The organism is Nonomuraea sp. NPDC049129 (genome assembly GCF_040648495.1).
Lineage (GTDB): Bacteria > Actinomycetota > Actinomycetes > Streptosporangiales > Streptosporangiaceae > Nonomuraea.
Genome location: NZ_JBEZDU010000008.1, coordinates 209,441 through 224,703, shown reverse-complemented (window position 1 = coordinate 224,703; position 15,263 = coordinate 209,441). Strand labels below are relative to the sequence as shown.

Sequence of the window (15,263 nt, the reverse complement as noted above, 5' to 3'; positions counted from 1 at the left end):
GGCCACCGCACCAGGCAGCGCGCGACCGCCCGAACCTCGATAAGCCCAGGTGAGACCACCGGCTGACCGCTTCCTCCGGGTCCTTGGCGGGTTGGTCGAGGCAAGACCACCCGCTGACCGCTTCCTCCGGGTCCTTGGCGGGTTGGTCGAGGCGAGACCACCGGCTGACCACTTCCTTCAGGGTCCGTGGCGGGTTGGTCGCAAGACCACCCGCTGACCGCATTGCCAGACCCACTCGTAGAACACAACGATGCGCGCACTCACTCGAGGCGCAACCCCTGCAGGATCCGGGACAAGGCGGCCCACACGTCGTCCAGGTCGCCGGGATCTCCGGAGCCGGCCAGCCACAGGGCGGCCTCGTTCATCGCCCCCGACAGCAGGTGAGTCAGCGGGGCGACCGGCTGTCGTGCGATAACCCCTGCCTCGATGAGGCCGGAAAGCGCCTCGGCCAGATGGCGGGCGGAGGCGGCCTCGTCCAGCGCGCGCCACTCGCTCCAGCCCAGGACTGCGGGGGCGTCGATGAGCATGATCTGCTGGATGTCCGGCTCGGTGCAGGCTGTGAGGAACGCCCGGCACCCGGCCACCAGTTGCTCCCACGGGTCGTCCTGGACCTCGGCGGTCGCGGCCACCCTCTCGGCCACCTCCCCCTGCACCTGCTCCAGGACCGTACGGAACAGGTCGGCCTTGCTCTCGAAATGGTGGTACAGCGCGCCCTTGGTCACCCCGGCAGCGGCGACGATCTGCGACAGGCCCACCGCCCCGTAACCCCGGCTCGCGAACAACAGCCTGCCCTCGCGCACCAGAATCCGCCGGGTCTGCTCGCGCTGCTCGATCCTGCTGCCCTTGTGCATCGCGTCACCCCTGTTGACGTACCGATGGTATGCCAATAGCGTAGCTTGACATACCAACGGTATGCGAAGGAGCTTTCCGTAATGCTGACCAGCTTCTATCCGGTCCTCTGCACCTCCCTGCTGCAGGAGTCCCGGGACTTCTATGTCGGGTGGTTCGGGTTCGAGGCGACGTTCGAGGCGGACTGGTACGTGAGCCTGCGCCGGCCGGGGACCCCGCCGTACGAGCTCGCGCTTCTCGACCACCGCCATCCGACGCTTCCCGAGGGCCACCGCGCACACGTTCAGGGGCTGCTGCTCAACTTCGAGGTCGAGGACGTGGACGGGGAGTGGGAACGGCTCGTGGTACGGGGAGGTCTGCCGGCCGTGCTCGAACTGCGCAGCGAGGATTTCGGGCAGCGGCACTTCATCGTGGCCGACCCCAACGGAGTGCTCATCGACGTCATCACACCCACCGTTCCCACCGCCGAGTACGCCGGCCAGTACCAGACTCAGGATTCACAAGGATCCGCAGCCCTTTGACGCACAACAGAGCCCGTCCGGCCTCGGCTCAACAACGGCTTGCTCGCTGCGCCAGATGACCTCACCCACCACATCAGTGCCCATGCCAGGGACTCAAAGTCCGACGGCATACCGATGATCTCGGCAAGACCGGTCGCATCAGGCACGCCCTCGACACGGAGGAACCCGCCGAAGGGCTAGCGCCGGCCGAGGCAAGTGCTCCCCACCGGCCGACTCCTTCGGAGGGCTTGGTGGGTTGGTCGTGGGTTAGCTGTCGCCGCCGCGATGGCGGTGGCCCGCGAAGGCGTTCTCGTCGTCGTCAGCCGCCCAGAAGTCACCCGCTCCGGGCTGCGGACGCTCCCAGAAGCCACTGTCCTCCATCGCCCTGGGCGCAGGGGGCAGGTAGTCGTCCCAACGCTCCTCGATCCGTACTGCGGGCGGCGTGACGGCGGCGGCCGACTCGGGCACCTCGATCACGGCCGAGCTGGGCAGCGCGATCCGTACGGGCTCCTGACGGACCGTCCGACCGTCCAGCTCAGCACGCATCCGACCGGACTGGTCGAGAGGCTCTCGATCACCCTGAGCCGCTCCTCTCCAGCCGTCCTGATCAACGGAAACCAGGTCATATCGACCGGCATCCGCCCGGCCATCCCGCTCCCCAGACACCCACGAAACCTGCCCAGCGCCCGCCTGGCCATCCTGCTCGCCGGACAACCAGGAAGCCTGTCCAGCGCCCGCCTGGCCATCCTGCCCGCCGGACAACCAGGAAGCCTGCCCAGCGCCCGCCGGGCCATCCTGACCGCCGGACGCCCAGTCATCCGGATCAGCAGCCCCCATATCGGCGTCGCTGAGGTGCAGCGGGAGGGCGGCGCGTACCTGCGCACGAGCCTGCCCCGGCACCGGCCCGTTAGCCCGACCGGCACTCGGCCCCTCTGCGTGACGCCGTGCTGCGGACGGCGTGGCCAGCAGGCCAGACGCTGTCGAGTTGAAGCGATCGGACGACACCACACCGAGCTGTTCGGACCCACCCGAACCAAACCCGTCGGACCCACCCGAACCGAACCCATCGGACCCACCCGAACCGAACCTGTCGGAAACCCCCCGACCAGATCTGTCGGACATCTCCGGACCGAACTGGTCGGACGCCCCTGGAGCGAACCGATCGGAGCCGCCCGAACCGGCCACACCAGCAACCCCCTGACTAAACCGATCGGACACCCCCAGACCGGAAACCCCTGGAGTGGACCCTCCCAGGGTGGACGCTTCCAGCCCAGGTGCTCCCGGACCGGGCCGGTCGGACACCCCCGAAGTGGGTCGGTCGGACGCCGCCGAGCCAGGTTGTTCCAGCGCCTGCATGTGGGATTCCAGTGCCCGCATGCGAGACCGTGCGGGCGTCTGCGCACCGGAACGTCCTGGTGGCGTACGCGAGGCTCCGGGAGCCTGGGCGCCAAGCCGCTCTGACCCGCGCGAACGCTCAGACACCTGAGCACCCGACCGCTCCGGCGCGCGGGACTGTTCAGGGGACTGCGTACGAGGATGCTCACTGGCCGGTCGGACCTTGGCGACTGCCAGCACCACGGCAGGGCGTCGGGGGACCGAAGCGGTGGGCGGGACGCTATCCGTACTGGGTTGAGCGGAAATGCCGAGACTTGGCGAAGCGGCAGCCGAGTGCGGCACCGAACCCCCAGCACCAGCGGCGGCAAGAGACCGGCGACGCGCCCACGCGCCTCCGTGCGCGGCCAGCAGCAGCAAGACGAGCCCGCCTGCGACGTACAGGCCGTACTTGCCGATGCCTCCGGCGGCCGACTCCGACGACTGGGCCTTCACCTTGGAATCGATGGCAGCAGAGTCGGCGTCGCCTGTGGAGCCGTTCGGAGCGAGGCCGTCGGTCCTGCTCGAATCTCCGGTCGTGTCGGCGGTCGGGATCGGGAGATTGCCCTTGGGGTCGGTGTCGGGCATGGCAGGGAGCTTGTCGGTTTTCTTCGTCGTGGTCGCCTTGTGCGTGGGCGCGACCGTGGACTGCGCGTGCTTCTTGGCGGGCAGCGTAGGGAGGGTCTCGACGCCCTTCTTGGTGCCCGTGGTCTCCTGTTTCGTGGCCGTCTTCTTCGGCTGGGCGGCCGGCGGTGCGGGGATGGTCACGTACGCGGCGCCAGAATTGTCGGACTCGATCGACCCGCCATCGCCGTCGCCCCTGAACGCCTTCACGGTGAAGCCCACCCGCTGCCCGGCCGCCTTGGTCGGTACGGCGAGCACGGCCTTGCACGATGATCCGGAGCAGGCGCTGTCGGCGGGCAGCCTGCCCACAATGCCGGACTGGCTGGTTGCCACCTCGTACGACTGGAGGTCCGGCTCCGAGCCCTTGCTCCAGGTCACCACGATCTTCTCGGTCCCCTGCAGGGCCGCGGCGACGTTGTCCGGCGCGGCGGCGGGCCGCCTCAGCTTGAAAGTGCTCGTCGCGTAGGTGCTGCCGGTGATCTCACCCTTGAGGACCACGTTGAAGGTCCCGTTGGGTGCGCTGCCCGCGTCGAACGTCCCGGAAATCGTCTGGTTGGCACCCCCACCGGCGACCTTCTGCCTGGTGGTCGAGGGGCCCTCCACGTACACGCCCATGTTGAGCTGCATTAACCCGGTATGCGCTGAGATCGGCACGGATCCACTCGTGACCACCTGACCGTCGGACGGAGACGTGATCTCCCCCGGGCCCGCACCTTGCCGCGCCACCACGGCCGCCTGAGCGGACCCACCGAGCACGATGGTTCCCGCGACGACCGCCGTCGCGACTATCGCTCTGCCAACCGTCACGGCGCTTCCCTCCATAGAGAGCCTCGCGCCGCCTGACCGCCCTGGGGCGTTCACGCGACGACCGGAATGCAGTCCGCTTGGCCGATGTCGATCACCGACCGCCCCTGAACCCGCACCCTAACGGCTCAGGTCCGGGCTATCCCAGACTCCGGCCCCAGACGGCATGGACTCACGAGTAAGCGGCACCTTATGTGAGCTATCTAACTCTTGGACACTCTGTCTAAGAAGTCGTAATTCGATTGCGACCTAGCCCCGGCAGCCCCAGAAGCCGCATTGTTCGCAAAAGTGAAAAAAGGCCTCTGCTTTCACGAACAATGCGCTAAATAACGGCCCACCCCGCCCTGCGGGAGCGAGGCTCAGCCCTCAGCATGGGCCGGGGTCCACTCCCCGGCCCAGAACCAGGAGCCACCTAAACCAAGGCTCACAGCCCGCAGCCTCACAGCGCAGGTCGGGGCATACGAGGCGAGGACCCAGAATTGGGCCCTGGGACCGGGATCGGAACCCAGGGCCGGATCGGGGCCAGGGCCAGGACGAAGCCAGGGGCCAAGACGGAAGCACACCCACACCTCCGTCCACCTCAGCGCGTCGTCATACCGGCCGATCGATCTACCAAGAGGTGGGCCAGTGCTCCCGTCTTCAGGCGCGATGGTGTAGACCCGCGCGCCAGCGCCCTCTGGGGCGCGAGCGTGCAGTGCTTGGAACTGTTTGCGACGGCTCAATCACGTACGGTAAGGTTTCCGTGATCGAACGGGCAAGCGACAACCAAGCCGACCGTAAGATCACTTCCTGGATTCATCGGTACAACGAGGCCGCCGGACGGGCGGTGACAGGACATGGAGACTTGCCGATAGGCGGGTCAGTGAAGCGTCAAGCATCCCGTTCCACAGCTCGTGCTGCTTGCGCAGCATGGACTGCTGCGTGAGCAGCACGGGAATCTTCGCCGCTTCAGGGCGAGGAGCATGTCAAACTCCGCATCGTGACTGCTGCATCTCAGCGTGGTGGCTCCTTCTACGACTCACCCAAGATCTCCCAGAGGTATCGCGACCATCGGCACAGTGGAATAACGAGCCCAAACCACGTCATGGAGGAGCCAGCGCTACTGGATGCCCTTGGCACGGTCACCGATCTGCGCGTTTTGGATCTCGGCTGCGGGGATGCGGCCATCGGGCGGACTCTGCTGGACGCCGGCTGCCGTAGCTACCTGGGCCTGGATGGCTCGGCAGCCATGGTGGAGGCTGCCAGCGCGACCCTTCGAGGCACCTGTGGGCGAGCCGAGCGAGCGGACATAGAGGACTTTTCCGCCCCGCCGTCTTCGTTCGATCTGATCATTTCTCGTCTGGCCCTGCACTATGTCGAGGATCTGGAGGCGGTGCTGACGGCTTGCCACACATGCCTTTCGCCTGGTGGGCGGATCATTCTTTCGGTTGTTCATCCCGTTCTCAGCTCATATGACGCCGGGACGGGAAAGCCGCGCACGAACTGGATCGTCGATGACTACTTCCTCAAGGGGCCACGGCGGCGGAACTGGTTGGGCGGCAGTGTCGTCTGGTTTCACCGGACTGTTGAGGACTATGTAGATGCGCTGATGAACGCCGGGTTTGCACTGTCGGCTCTACGTGAGTGCGCCCCTCAGGAAGAGCGGTTCGACGGCGACTTGGCCGAACTGGCGCGCCGCCGCCGCGTGCCGCTCTTCCTGTTGCTCAGTGGCACAAGGATCTGACCGGCCAGGAGAACTGCCGGACAAGGTCTTCCCTCTCCGTATGCACGCGGTCATCAAGGAGGTCACCCCGGCCGAGCGGGTATAGAAGTCCCGTTCCGGCCGAGACAGGAACCGACATTCCTGTTCCGGCCGAGCAGGAACCGACGTCCCTGCCGACCGAGCTCCGTCCGGCTCACTCGCTCCTCACCCGCTCGCCCGCTCTTCGTTCACTTGGCCTGTCGGCCTTGCTCGTGCGCATCCCCACCAGGTCCACCCCGCCGCAGGCCGTCGCGTTCTACCGGGTCTGCACGCTTACTCCTGTCGTGAGTGCTCTATCGGGCCCACACCCTTCGGCCTTTGCCTGCTCTGTCTGGCCTGCGTTCCTGCTCCCGCTTGTTGCGCCCTGCCATGGCTCGCATCCCTTCTCCGGTCCGTGGGGTGCTCTGCACAGGCCGCACCCCCTCTCCGGTCGGTGGGGGCTCCGCACAGGCCGCATCCCTACTTCGGACTGTGTGCGCACCCTGCACAGGCCACATCCCTACTGCGATCTGTGGGGGTGCTCTGCCGAGGCCGGGTACTTGCTTGGGCCGGCGCGGGCCCTACCCGTCAGGGTTCGGGTTCCTAAGGCGGGCAGAGTGATGGTCAATGAGGTTCGGACATCCGCGATTTCACCTGTGAGCGTGCATTGAAGGAGGTGGGCGCCGTTTTTCGCGGCTACGGTCTTCGCTCTGTCGCAGGCTGCTTGGGGATCGAAGATTGCCAGCCTCGCCGCCGCAAGTGCGCTCAGGTCGGCTGCGTCGTGTACGTGATGGCGGGCGACGCGTACGGAGCCCACAGTAGCGAGGGCCGTGGCGACCGCCATGAGCAGGCCCATGAGCGCGACTCCCCACAATGTCGCGGAGCCCCGGTCTGCTCGCTTGACGAACGTTGCCGCTCGATCCTTCTTCGCCGAGGTGCGCCAGCGTGTCATGACTCCGTGTCGGCTGTCGCAGAGGCGGCCACTTGTACTGCGGGCAGGGACGCTCCCCATGCTGGTCGTACCTCCACCGAGATCTCTACTTTTGTGCTCTCCGGGCTACGGCTGATGTCCACCTGCGCGTTGGGGCGGGTGGCGGATCGTACGAGTTCGCGCACTTCGTCCAGTGGCTCGCCTCTGGCTGCGGCCCGGGCTGCGGCGCGAGCCGCGTCGACGCATTCCAACTGGACCCCGACTACTTGGATCGTCCACAATGCGGCGGCCAAGACGACCATGAGCGCGGGCAGGACCATAGCGGTCTCGGCGGTGACGGAGCCGCGCGACGTCGGCCGCCGCTTCAGCCGCGATGTCGGCCAATTACAACGCCATACGAATCGTTTCACGAGCGACACCGACCGCCTCGAACCTGATGTCGGCCAATTGCGACGCCATAGGCATCGCTTCGCGAGCGACACCGACCGCCTCGAACCTGATGTCGGCCGTTTACGACGCGCTACGGATCGCTTCGCGAGCGACACCGACCGCCTCGAACCTGATGTCGGCCGTTTCACGCGCTTGGAGGTCTCGGCTTGGGGCGCGGTCATCCGGCTGTGTTGAGCGCCTTGTCGATGAGTTTCGAGAGCATCTCATGCACCTCGGGACTGGTGACCACCTTGAACAGCAACGCCGCGAAGGCGCACGCGGCGATTGTGCCAACGGCATATTCGGCTGTGGACATGCCGCGCTCGCGGTGTGGTCCCGAACAACGGGCCCACCTGTCGGCGAGCCAGCCGTGGTGGCGGATGGCTGGGCTGGTTGCCTTGGCGGTCGGGGGGCCTTGTGGCGGTGTGGCGGTCGGCGGGTCTTGTGGCGGTGTGGCGGCGGCGTTCGGGGTGGTTGCCGCATGATGCATGGTGCCTCCAGGTGATCGGAGCCGGGTGTCGTCCGGCGCGGGTCCAACAGTGGCTCAAGGCTGCGTGCGTCGGATGAGCCGAACGACGTTCTGTGGAAAACGTTGGACTGCCCCATAAGCAGGGTGCTGACCTGGAGGTTTACGGGCACGCTGCCCGTCTTGCGACAGTTGGTCTCTCCGCGTGCTCCCGACGTCGATCCGGTACGTGTAGGTGCTCGGCAGCCCTCCCCCGCGCATGTCCATGCCTGTGTTAATGAGCGCGCAGGCGTTCATGAGCGCGCAGGCGTTCACGCATCCCAAACCGGCCATTGATTGGGACGCCCGGCGGCCTCAAAAGCGTGCAGGGCGGCCTTACGAGCCATGTGCGGGCCTTCCGAGTGCCGGTCGTCAGGGTGCGGGCCTTCCGAGTGCCGGTCGTCGGGGTGCGGGTCGTCGGGTGGAGCACAGCAAGGCAGGTCAGGCCGTGAGAGGCGTATCCGTCGCGTTAGCGGTGGACACAGTGGTGCTGTGCTCCTACGCGATGCGGTGGCGTCAGTAAGCGTCGAGGTCACCGCTGGCAACCGGGCACCGCGTAGGCGTCGAGGCCACCGCTGGCGATCGGGCGCCGCCAAGGCAAGACTAGGAGGAGCCGGCCGGGCCGGTCAGCGAAGACTGCCCTGTTCTTACGCCAGCTCGGATGGCCATCGAGGAATTCGGGGCTGAACGGCCGACGAGGCGCTCGCCGCGTTTTCCGCGCATGCGTGATCTTCAGCTCAACCGTGCATCCGTTTGCCCAAGGCGGTCTCGTAGGCACGCATCGTCCGCACGATCGTGGCGCGTTCGGACGGCGTGAGGTCGGACAGGACCTCGGTCCACGCCAGTGCGCTGCCCGACAGCCACTCGCGGATCGGCTCAACGTACTGCGGTGCGATCGCGACGACCCGCCGTCGCCGGTCGGCATCATCCTCTTCCCGTGTCAGGACGCCGCGGCGAGACAGATCACCCACCATGAGGCTGACGGTCGTCGGAGCGATCTCCAGTCGCTCCGCCAGCTGGCTCACCGTGAGAGACCCGTCGTACTGCAGATAGGCCAGCAGTGACAGGTGGCGGGGTGCGAGATCGAGCGTCCGCAGTGCCTCTGGGACGGGCAGCCGCTTGGCTCGCCCGACCATCCTGGGCATCAGCAGCAGCATGAACCGCACCGCCTGGTCAGTGGTCATGCCGTCCGCGTTGTTGACCATCTGGCGCTTCACCAATTACCTTTGAGATTAAAGCTAATTTAGGAACAAACAGGAGGTCCATCGTGCCACACCTGACGGTCCGGGTCCTGGAGTCACAGCTGCAGGGCAACGAAACGGCCCTGATTGCCGCGCTGACCGACGCGGTGGTCGACGTATACGGCGAGTGGGCGCGCGACATCGCGGTCATCCACCTCGACGGCGTACCCGCCGGACGACTGGGTCTGCGGGGCAAGCCAGTCGACGAGGCGCCACCCGCGATCATGTTCGGCATCCGCGAGGCGGCGTTCAACCGTCCCGACAGCGACGAGCTCATTGCCAAGCTTGTACGAACCGTCACCGATGCCGTCGCCGACGTCCTCGGAGCGCACTTGCGCGACACCATCACGGTCGAACTCATCGCCACCCCGGCCGGCCGCACTGCGCTCGGAGGTGTGATCGTCGACGGCTAGCCCCGTTTTCGCATGTGAGTGATCTTCAGCGGAGGTCTCGTCGATCGATGTCGAGCAGGTCCAGGCCAGTGGACTGCGGGATGCTCGGTGGTGACTGGCCGATCCCCAGGATCTGACGGATGCCGGCTGGCGGCTCCAGAATGAGCCGACCAGTGGGGACAGCAGTTTGACCGGCATACAAGCCGTCGGGCCTTGGTGACGCCTCGTGCGGTCAGTACTTGGCGAACCTGGCGTTCGACCAGCCAGAAGGCGGGCACCGAGCCAGGCAGATGACCGTGATCAGCGCGGCGATGCAGGCCCCGAACGCCGCGGCGTCGGGGTAACGGCGGCTGTCCAGCTCACGCTCCAGACGAGCCAGATCCGCGCGAGTACCTCCCACCATCGAAAAAGCGGCCAGCCTGATGAGTTCCGCGCCTGTAATCAATCAGGCCTTCCAGATTCGGTGGCCCTAGGTCGTCGGGCTGGTCAGGACGTCGATGAGGGTGGCGGCGAACTCGTCGGGCTGGGACCAGTAGCCGGTGTGGTCGCCCGGGAAATCGATCATGGGTTTCCCCAGCGGTCGGCCAGGGCGAGGCTGGGACGGTAGGGGAAGTGCTGGCGGGAGTCCCGGCCGCCGGCCAGCACGATCCGCTCCCGCTGGGCGTCCAGGGTGGCCAGGTCGGGACGGTAGCCGGGCGCCTGCCGTACTTCGTGATCAAGGAAGAAGCCGATATTGAGCGACAAGCGGCGGATCAGATCGCCTGGGGTGATGGCTGGGTCCGCCCACAGCACCTGGCAGACCTTCCCCCGTTGACACCTGACGCAAGTGCCTTGCTCGCGTCCAAGATCGACTACCTGTCCAACGTTCGGTGATGGGTCACTAGGTGTTAGGGGACGGTGATGGCGGTGGCGAGGCCCGCGACGACGGGGATGATGCCCAGGAGGACGAAGGCCGGTAGGAAGCAGAGGCCGAGGGGTGCTACCGCCTTCACGCCGACGCTCCTGGCTGCGGCCACAGACGTGGCGCGGGTGGATTGGCGGGCGTCGTCGGCAAGGCGCGTCAGGACGTCGGCAACCGGGGCGCCGGTCTGAGCCGCTCTGCTCATCGCTCGTGACAGTTGTGCCGTGGCGGGTTCTTGGGCGAGGAAGGCCCAGGTGGGGTCAGGGTCGGCGCCCAGTCGGAGTTGCCGGCTCACCCACGACAGGCGTTGGCCGAGCGGGCCGCCCAGCGCGCCAGCCGCTATCTCGGTGGCTGCGCTGACCGGCTGCCCGGCGAGGAGGCAAGCTGCCATCAGGTCGGCGGCGAACGGCAGGTCAGTGGTGATCTGTTTGCTGTCTCGGCGGGTTTCCGGGTCGACTTGTCTGTGCAGGATCACGCCGACGATGGGGGTGGCGAGTAGAGCGGCCATGAGTCCGGCTCCCCCGCCGATGAGTAGGCCGGTGATGAGGGCGGTCCCGAGTGCTCCGACCAGCGTGCGGCGGTTGATGCGGCGAGGTGAGGCCGCGGGGTGATCTAGCCAGGTCGGTGGGGCGAATGTGTCGGCATCCGGGTCCGTGGAGCCTGAGTTCGGGAGTCGGTGTGTTCCGGGTGAGTGTAGATGTCTTCCGGGTGGGTGCAGGTGTCTTCCGGTCGGGTGCAGGGGCATGCCTGCCCTCGGCCCGGGTTGGGGGGCGGCTTCTGGTGGTAGCAGGCGGGTCAGGCGTTCGGCCGGAGTTGTCGGGGGGATCCACAACCAGGTCGCCACGCAGGCACAGACTGCGGAGAGCAGCTCGAACATCGTCTGGGGTCCGTTCCGGTTGGTTGCGCCGCGCGATCATCTGAGGGAGCCGCGTGATCACCCGAGGTAGCGCCGTCATCGTCCGAGGTAGCGGCGTGATCGTCCGACGGAGATCCGGGCGGGCGACGGAGATCCGGGCGGGCGACGGAGATCCGGGCGGGCGGTGGTGGAGCGGGCGTCGCTATGAGTTTTCGGCGCGAGTTGCCATCTGGTGGGTCCAAAACAGGCCGCAGGCGTCGAGGGCGATTCCGGCCGTGAGGCAGGCGAGGCCGGGGAGGTTGCCGAAGAGGAAGGCGAGCGGGCGCATGCCCAGCGCACTTCCCATGAGGAGGCCCAGGGCAGGGAGCGCGGCCAGCATTCTCGCGGTGGTGCGTGGGCCTGCCAGTTGTGCCGTGACGTCCCGGCGGTGAGCTTGGGCTGAACGTAACGTGCTGCCGACGCGCTCGACGAGGGCTGCCAGTCCCGCGCCTACGGTCACGCTGACGTTCCAGCAAGCGGCCAGGCGGCGTAGTCCCTCGCCGCCCTGCTGGGGGGCCACTGACAGAAGGGCTGTGGACACGTCGCCGCCATCTCTTGCCGCCGCCACCACCGGGCGTAGGGCTTCCGGGTCGGGGAAGTCGACTGCGGTGATCGCTCTGGTGAGGGCTTCGCCCGGAGTACGGCCTGCGGTCAGTTCGGCTGAGAGGGCTTGGCAGAGTTCGATCGATGCCTGACGCCAGGCGTCGGCGCGACGGGCTGGGCTGGGGCGGGTGATCAGGTGCTTTATGGATCGCTGCGGGAATGGCTCGCGGACTGAGGTCAGCCTGTTGAGGCGGGCTGTGGCGGTGTTCGGGCCGGTCCACAGCCATACGGCGGCTGCTGTGGACAATGCGGCCACCAAGGCTGCGATCACGGCTTTGGGCCTCCGTTCGCTCGTCGCGGGTCTGCTCGGGTGAAGCTCACCGGTGGAAGTACAGGTGGATGGTGGGTGGAGGTACGGGTGGGTGGGTGGCGGCCCGCGTGCGGCTGGGTGGGATGGGTGGCGGCACGGGTGCGGGTGGGTGGGATGGGTGGCGGCAGGGTGCCGGTGGGTGGGATGGGTGGCGGCAGGGTGCCGGTGGGTGGGACGGGTGGCGGCACGGGTGCGGGTGGGTGGGATGGGTGGCGGCAGGGTGCCGGTGGGTGGGATGGGTGGCGGCAGGGTGCCGGTGGGTGGGACGGGTGGGGTTGGGGGCTGGTTTGGAGGGTGGTTACGGAGGCGTTCTCTGCGCCAGGGTGTTGTATCCCGGCCCGGTTTGGGGTCGGCCATGCGCGTCGAAGGTCAGGGCGGGCAAGGATTCGACGAAGCCGGTCGGGGTTCTCGACAGGAGGCAGATCTCCGCTACGCGGCGGCGGCCGTCGGAGTGGTTGCGGGTCAGGTGGATGACCACATCGAGGGCGGCGGCGAGTTGGCTGTGCACGGCCTCCCTGCTCAAGCCCGCCGCGCAGCCCAGCGCCTCCAGCCGTGGCGGTACGTCGGCGGCCGCGTTGGCGTGCAGGGTGCCGCAGCCGCCCTCGTGGCCGGTGTTCAGGGCGGCCAGCAGGTCCACCACCTCTGCGCCCCTGACCTCTCCGACCACGACTCGGTCGGGACGCATGCGCAGGGCCTGGCGTACCAGGTCTCGTAGGCCGACACCGCCGGCACCTTCGAGGTTTGACGGACGGGACTCCAGGCGTACGACGTGAGGGTGGAGCGGGCGGAGTTCGGCCGAGTCTTCCACGAGCAGTAGGCGTTCACCCGGATCGGCCAGTGACAGCAGCGCGGACAGAAGCGTTGTCTTGCCTGTGCCGGTGCCACCTGTGACCAGGAATGCCAGCCTGGCCGTCACGATGGCCGTCAGCAGCGGTACCGCCGACTGCGGGATCGTGCCCGCCGCCACGAGGTCGGGCAGCGTGAATGTACGTCTCGGTGGCAGGCGCAGTGACACGCAGGTGCCGCCTGAGGCGATGGGTGGGAGTACGGCGTGCAGGCGTACGCCTCCGGCCAGTCTGGCGTCCACGTACGGCGAGGCGTCGTCCAGGCGTCTGCCCGCGGCGGCGGCCAGGCGTTGGGCCAGTCTGCGGACGGCGCCGTCGTCGGCGAACGTCACTGGGGTTCTGCGCAAACCGTGGCCGTCGTCGACCCAGACCTCGCGAGAGCCGTTGACCAGGACGTCAGTGACGTCGGGCTCCGCCAGGAGGGGCTCCAGGGGGCCGGCTCCTATGAGGTCCGCGCAAAGGGATCGGGCAACGGCAAGGATCTCCGCGTCGCCGTAGACGGATTTTTCGGCTCGTAGGGCTACTGCCACCTGGGCGGCGCTGGGCTCGACGCCGGTCCGTGCCAGCCGTACGCGGACGGCCTCGATCAGCTCGGGTGACACGCCTCCTGCATTCATGGGCTCACCTCTGTTGTCCGCTCCAGCAGTTCCGGCAGCCCCAGCGCGAGTACAGAGATTGTTGAGGCGGGCACAGGCACGAACGCGGATGGGGGGCCGAGTACGGACCCGGACGCCCACGTCGGCAACGGCGTCGGCGCGAGGGTGGGAATGGGGGTGGGCGTCGGCGCCAGCGTGGGGGTGGGCGTGGGCACGGATGCGGACGTCACCGCGCTCCTCATTGCGGACAACTGAAGACCGTGCGCAGCGGACCTGTCAGGGCGTAGGGGGTGCTGGGGGTTCGTCTGGCTGGTCACGATGGGAGTAGGTCGCGTAGGAGGGAGGTGCAGAGGGCGCCGAGGACGGTGCGGGGGCCGAGTTTGGGGAGTTCGCCGCGATTGAGGGTGGTGGGGAGGCGGGGCTGCTCGGGTAGGTGGCCGGCGGAGGGGATGCCGAGGGAACTGGCCACCACGGCGTCGTCGAGGATTCCGGGACGGATGACCGCGCGAATGTCCGAGGTGTGCTGGTTTACCGCTGTGAGGACCTGGGCGGCCGCCAGCACGCCGCGTACGTCGGCCATGGCCACGAGCAGCGTGCCGCTCGCCCTGGTCAGTGCCTCGACGGCGGCGGGGTCGAGGTGGCGTGGGAGGTCGACGACCACCACGTCGAAGCCGCGGCGTCCGGCTTCCAGCACCGAGCGCATGGCCTGGGCGGGGATCGCCCGTACCTCTCCGCGGTGAAAGGACAGGACCGTCAGGTCGCCGAACGCGGGCAGCGCGGCCCGCAGGGCTGCCGAGCCGACCCGGCCTTCGCGGGCTACCAGGTCTCCCCAGCGCGCGCCGGTGGCCTCCTCCTGCCCCAGCAACGCGTCGATGCCGCCGCCCAGCGGGTCGGCGTCGATCAGCAGTGTGCGCAGGCGGTCGCCGGAGGCCCGCAGGGCCAGGCAGGCCGCCAGGAAACTCGCTCCCACCCCGCCCCGGCCGCCGATGACGCAGAGCACGACGCCGGAGCGGGGATCGGGCTCCATGGCGTCGGCGAACTCCTCCACCAGGCGCCGCTCACCTCCCGGCAGGTCGACGACGGCCTGGGCGCCCACGGCCACACATCGTCGCCAGCTGTCGGGATCTTCAGGGCCGCGGGTGACCAGGAGCACGCCGTCTCGGGCGGGTGGGGAGGTGGCGGCCACCGCGTCGGCCAGGTCGCCGCCTATCACCACCAGGGGCGCGAGGTTCCAGAAAGGGCGCGCGTGGGCTGGGGCGTGGGCCACGTCGAGCTGGGCTCCCGCTGCGGCAGCCATGCGGACGAGGTCGTCGAGCAGGTCGCGGTCTTCGGTGATGACGAGTGGGCGGTGCATGAGGGGCCTCCTGATCTGCGGATCGGGAGGTACACCATGCGTCGCGAGGGTGGGGCGGCGGGCCACCGAACGTGGTTCTGTGGATGAGAGGGCTGGAGGTGGGGAGTCCCTGTGGATAACAGACGACCGGCCTGAAGGCGCGAGTCCCTGTGCGACGACGCGCGGCCCTCAGGGCGGATCCAGGCGCAGAGGGACCCACCCGGAAACGGCCCCGGGCAGAAATGGGGCGACCCCCGCCGGGGGGGAGAGCGGGGGTCGCCTGATCGGTCCGGCTCCGGGGGGGTAGAGCCGGTCCCGTTTCAGAAGAAAGCTTTCATCACTTGACCGGAGCATGGCAAGAGACTGGCAGACCAAACCCATGCACAGTCGCCCCAGTTTCCGGAGATACCCCCG

17 protein-coding genes are annotated in these 15,263 nt (G+C 68.0%); 4 read left to right on the top strand and 13 right to left on the bottom strand.

Going from position 1 to position 15,263, the window contains the following annotated elements; all coding sequences use genetic code 11:
- Positions 1-260: 260 nt before the first annotated feature.
- The gene (locus AB0B64_RS26595; RefSeq protein WP_358180681.1) at positions 261-851 is read right to left on the bottom strand and encodes a TetR/AcrR family transcriptional regulator; all 591 of its coding nucleotides are present in this window, start codon (positions 849-851) and stop codon (positions 261-263) included.
- A gap of 81 nt (positions 852-932) precedes the next feature.
- Here AB0B64_RS26595 and AB0B64_RS26590 point away from each other — a divergent pair, with 81 nt between their 5' ends.
- Positions 933-1,370, top strand: coding sequence for a VOC family protein (locus tag AB0B64_RS26590; RefSeq protein ID WP_357954524.1), 438 nt, complete (start codon positions 933-935; stop codon positions 1,368-1,370).
- 246 nt (positions 1,371-1,616) lie between these two features.
- Here AB0B64_RS26590 and AB0B64_RS26585 read toward each other — a convergent pair whose 3' ends face one another.
- On the bottom strand, positions 1,617-4,151 hold the full coding sequence (locus AB0B64_RS26585) for a hypothetical protein (RefSeq protein WP_358180336.1): 2,535 nt from the start codon (positions 4,149-4,151) through the stop codon (positions 1,617-1,619).
- 1,081 nt (positions 4,152-5,232) lie between these two features.
- Here AB0B64_RS26585 and AB0B64_RS26580 point away from each other — a divergent pair.
- On the top strand, positions 5,233-5,871 hold the full coding sequence (locus tag AB0B64_RS26580; protein ID WP_357954520.1) for a class I SAM-dependent methyltransferase: 639 nt from the start codon (positions 5,233-5,235) through the stop codon (positions 5,869-5,871).
- A 517-nt stretch (positions 5,872-6,388) separates the two neighbouring features.
- On the opposite strand, the gene AB0B64_RS26575 is transcribed toward AB0B64_RS26580, so the two are convergent.
- Both AB0B64_RS26575 and AB0B64_RS26570 read right to left on the bottom strand, forming a co-directional pair.
- Entirely contained in the window at positions 6,389-6,820 is a 432-nt protein-coding gene (locus AB0B64_RS26575) for an Rv3654c family TadE-like protein (RefSeq protein ID WP_358180333.1), read from the bottom strand.
- A complete protein-coding gene (locus AB0B64_RS26570; RefSeq protein WP_358180330.1) occupies positions 6,817-7,119 on the bottom strand; it encodes a TadE family type IV pilus minor pilin in 303 nt (100 codons plus the stop codon). Before AB0B64_RS26570 ends, AB0B64_RS26575 begins: the two co-directional genes overlap by 4 nt.
- A gap of 13 nt (positions 7,120-7,132) precedes the next feature.
- Between AB0B64_RS26570 and AB0B64_RS26565 the strand changes: the two genes are divergently transcribed.
- Positions 7,133-7,423, top strand: a complete 291-nt coding sequence (locus AB0B64_RS26565) for a hypothetical protein (RefSeq protein ID WP_358180327.1) — start codon at positions 7,133-7,135, stop codon at positions 7,421-7,423.
- Here the strand turns inward: AB0B64_RS26565 and AB0B64_RS26560 are convergent.
- Both AB0B64_RS26560 and AB0B64_RS26555 read right to left on the bottom strand, forming a co-directional pair.
- Entirely contained in the window at positions 7,407-7,544 is a 138-nt protein-coding gene (locus AB0B64_RS26560; RefSeq protein ID WP_357954516.1) for a DUF4244 domain-containing protein, read from the bottom strand. The two genes, AB0B64_RS26565 and AB0B64_RS26560, sit on opposite strands and share 17 nt — an antisense overlap.
- Before the next feature lie 926 nt (positions 7,545-8,470).
- The gene (locus AB0B64_RS26555; protein WP_357954513.1) at positions 8,471-8,950 is read right to left on the bottom strand and encodes a helix-turn-helix domain-containing protein; all 480 of its coding nucleotides are present in this window, start codon (positions 8,948-8,950) and stop codon (positions 8,471-8,473) included.
- Positions 8,951-9,000: 50 nt separating this feature from the next.
- On the opposite strand from AB0B64_RS26555, the gene AB0B64_RS26550 reads away from it, so the two are divergent.
- Positions 9,001-9,387 (top strand): tautomerase family protein, encoded by a 387-nt coding sequence (locus AB0B64_RS26550; RefSeq protein WP_358180324.1) that lies wholly within the window; start codon positions 9,001-9,003, stop codon positions 9,385-9,387.
- Positions 9,388-9,598: 211 nt separating this feature from the next.
- On the opposite strand, the gene AB0B64_RS26545 is transcribed toward AB0B64_RS26550, so the two are convergent.
- From AB0B64_RS26545 to ssd, 7 genes are all read right to left on the bottom strand, one after another.
- Positions 9,599-9,769 carry a hypothetical protein gene (locus AB0B64_RS26545; protein ID WP_357954508.1) on the bottom strand — a complete coding sequence of 57 codons (171 nt, stop codon included), beginning with the start codon at positions 9,767-9,769 and terminating at the stop codon, positions 9,599-9,601.
- 158 nt (positions 9,770-9,927) lie between these two features.
- A complete protein-coding gene (locus AB0B64_RS26540; RefSeq protein ID WP_358180321.1) occupies positions 9,928-10,110 on the bottom strand; it encodes a hypothetical protein in 183 nt (60 codons plus the stop codon).
- Positions 10,111-10,253: 143 nt separating this feature from the next.
- Positions 10,254-10,775, bottom strand: a complete 522-nt coding sequence (locus tag AB0B64_RS26535; RefSeq protein WP_358180318.1) for a type II secretion system F family protein — start codon at positions 10,773-10,775, stop codon at positions 10,254-10,256.
- A gap of 550 nt (positions 10,776-11,325) precedes the next feature.
- Entirely contained in the window at positions 11,326-12,036 is a 711-nt protein-coding gene (locus tag AB0B64_RS26530) for a type II secretion system F family protein (RefSeq protein ID WP_358180315.1), read from the bottom strand.
- A 337-nt stretch (positions 12,037-12,373) separates the two neighbouring features.
- Positions 12,374-13,537, bottom strand: a complete 1,164-nt coding sequence (locus tag AB0B64_RS26525; protein WP_358180312.1) for a TadA family conjugal transfer-associated ATPase — start codon at positions 13,535-13,537, stop codon at positions 12,374-12,376.
- Positions 13,534-13,746 carry a hypothetical protein gene (locus tag AB0B64_RS26520; protein ID WP_358180309.1) on the bottom strand — a complete coding sequence of 71 codons (213 nt, stop codon included), beginning with the start codon at positions 13,744-13,746 and terminating at the stop codon, positions 13,534-13,536. The genes AB0B64_RS26525 and AB0B64_RS26520 overlap by 4 nt, the downstream gene beginning before the upstream one ends.
- Before the next feature lie 83 nt (positions 13,747-13,829).
- On the bottom strand, positions 13,830-14,870 hold the full coding sequence (gene ssd / locus AB0B64_RS26515) for a septum site-determining protein Ssd (RefSeq protein ID WP_357954497.1): 1,041 nt from the start codon (positions 14,868-14,870) through the stop codon (positions 13,830-13,832).
- Positions 14,871-15,263: the final 393 nt, after the last annotated feature.

Bases quoted from the DNA above. Each gene is read 5' to 3' on its own strand.
- AB0B64_RS26545 (WP_357954508.1), bottom strand. From the start codon at position 9,769: ATGGTGGGAGGTACTCGCGCGGATCTGGCTCGTCTGGAGCGTGAGCTG.
- AB0B64_RS26570 (WP_358180330.1), bottom strand. From the start codon at position 7,119: ATGGTCCTGCCCGCGCTCATGGTCGTCTTGGCCGCCGCATTGTGGACG.
- ssd (WP_357954497.1), bottom strand. From the start codon at position 14,870: ATGCACCGCCCACTCGTCATCACCGAAGACCGCGACCTGCTCGACGAC.
- AB0B64_RS26590 (WP_357954524.1), top strand. From the start codon at position 933: ATGCTGACCAGCTTCTATCCGGTCCTCTGCACCTCCCTGCTGCAGGAG.
- AB0B64_RS26525 (WP_358180312.1), bottom strand. From the start codon at position 13,537: ATGAATGCAGGAGGCGTGTCACCCGAGCTGATCGAGGCCGTCCGCGTA.
- AB0B64_RS26575 (WP_358180333.1), bottom strand. From the start codon at position 6,820: ATGACACGCTGGCGCACCTCGGCGAAGAAGGATCGAGCGGCAACGTTC.
- AB0B64_RS26535 (WP_358180318.1), bottom strand. From the start codon at position 10,775: ATGGCCGCTCTACTCGCCACCCCCATCGTCGGCGTGATCCTGCACAGA.
- AB0B64_RS26560 (WP_357954516.1), bottom strand. From the start codon at position 7,544: ATGTCCACAGCCGAATATGCCGTTGGCACAATCGCCGCGTGCGCCTTC.
- AB0B64_RS26580 (WP_357954520.1), top strand. From the start codon at position 5,233: ATGGAGGAGCCAGCGCTACTGGATGCCCTTGGCACGGTCACCGATCTG.
- AB0B64_RS26595 (WP_358180681.1), bottom strand. From the start codon at position 851: ATGCACAAGGGCAGCAGGATCGAGCAGCGCGAGCAGACCCGGCGGATT.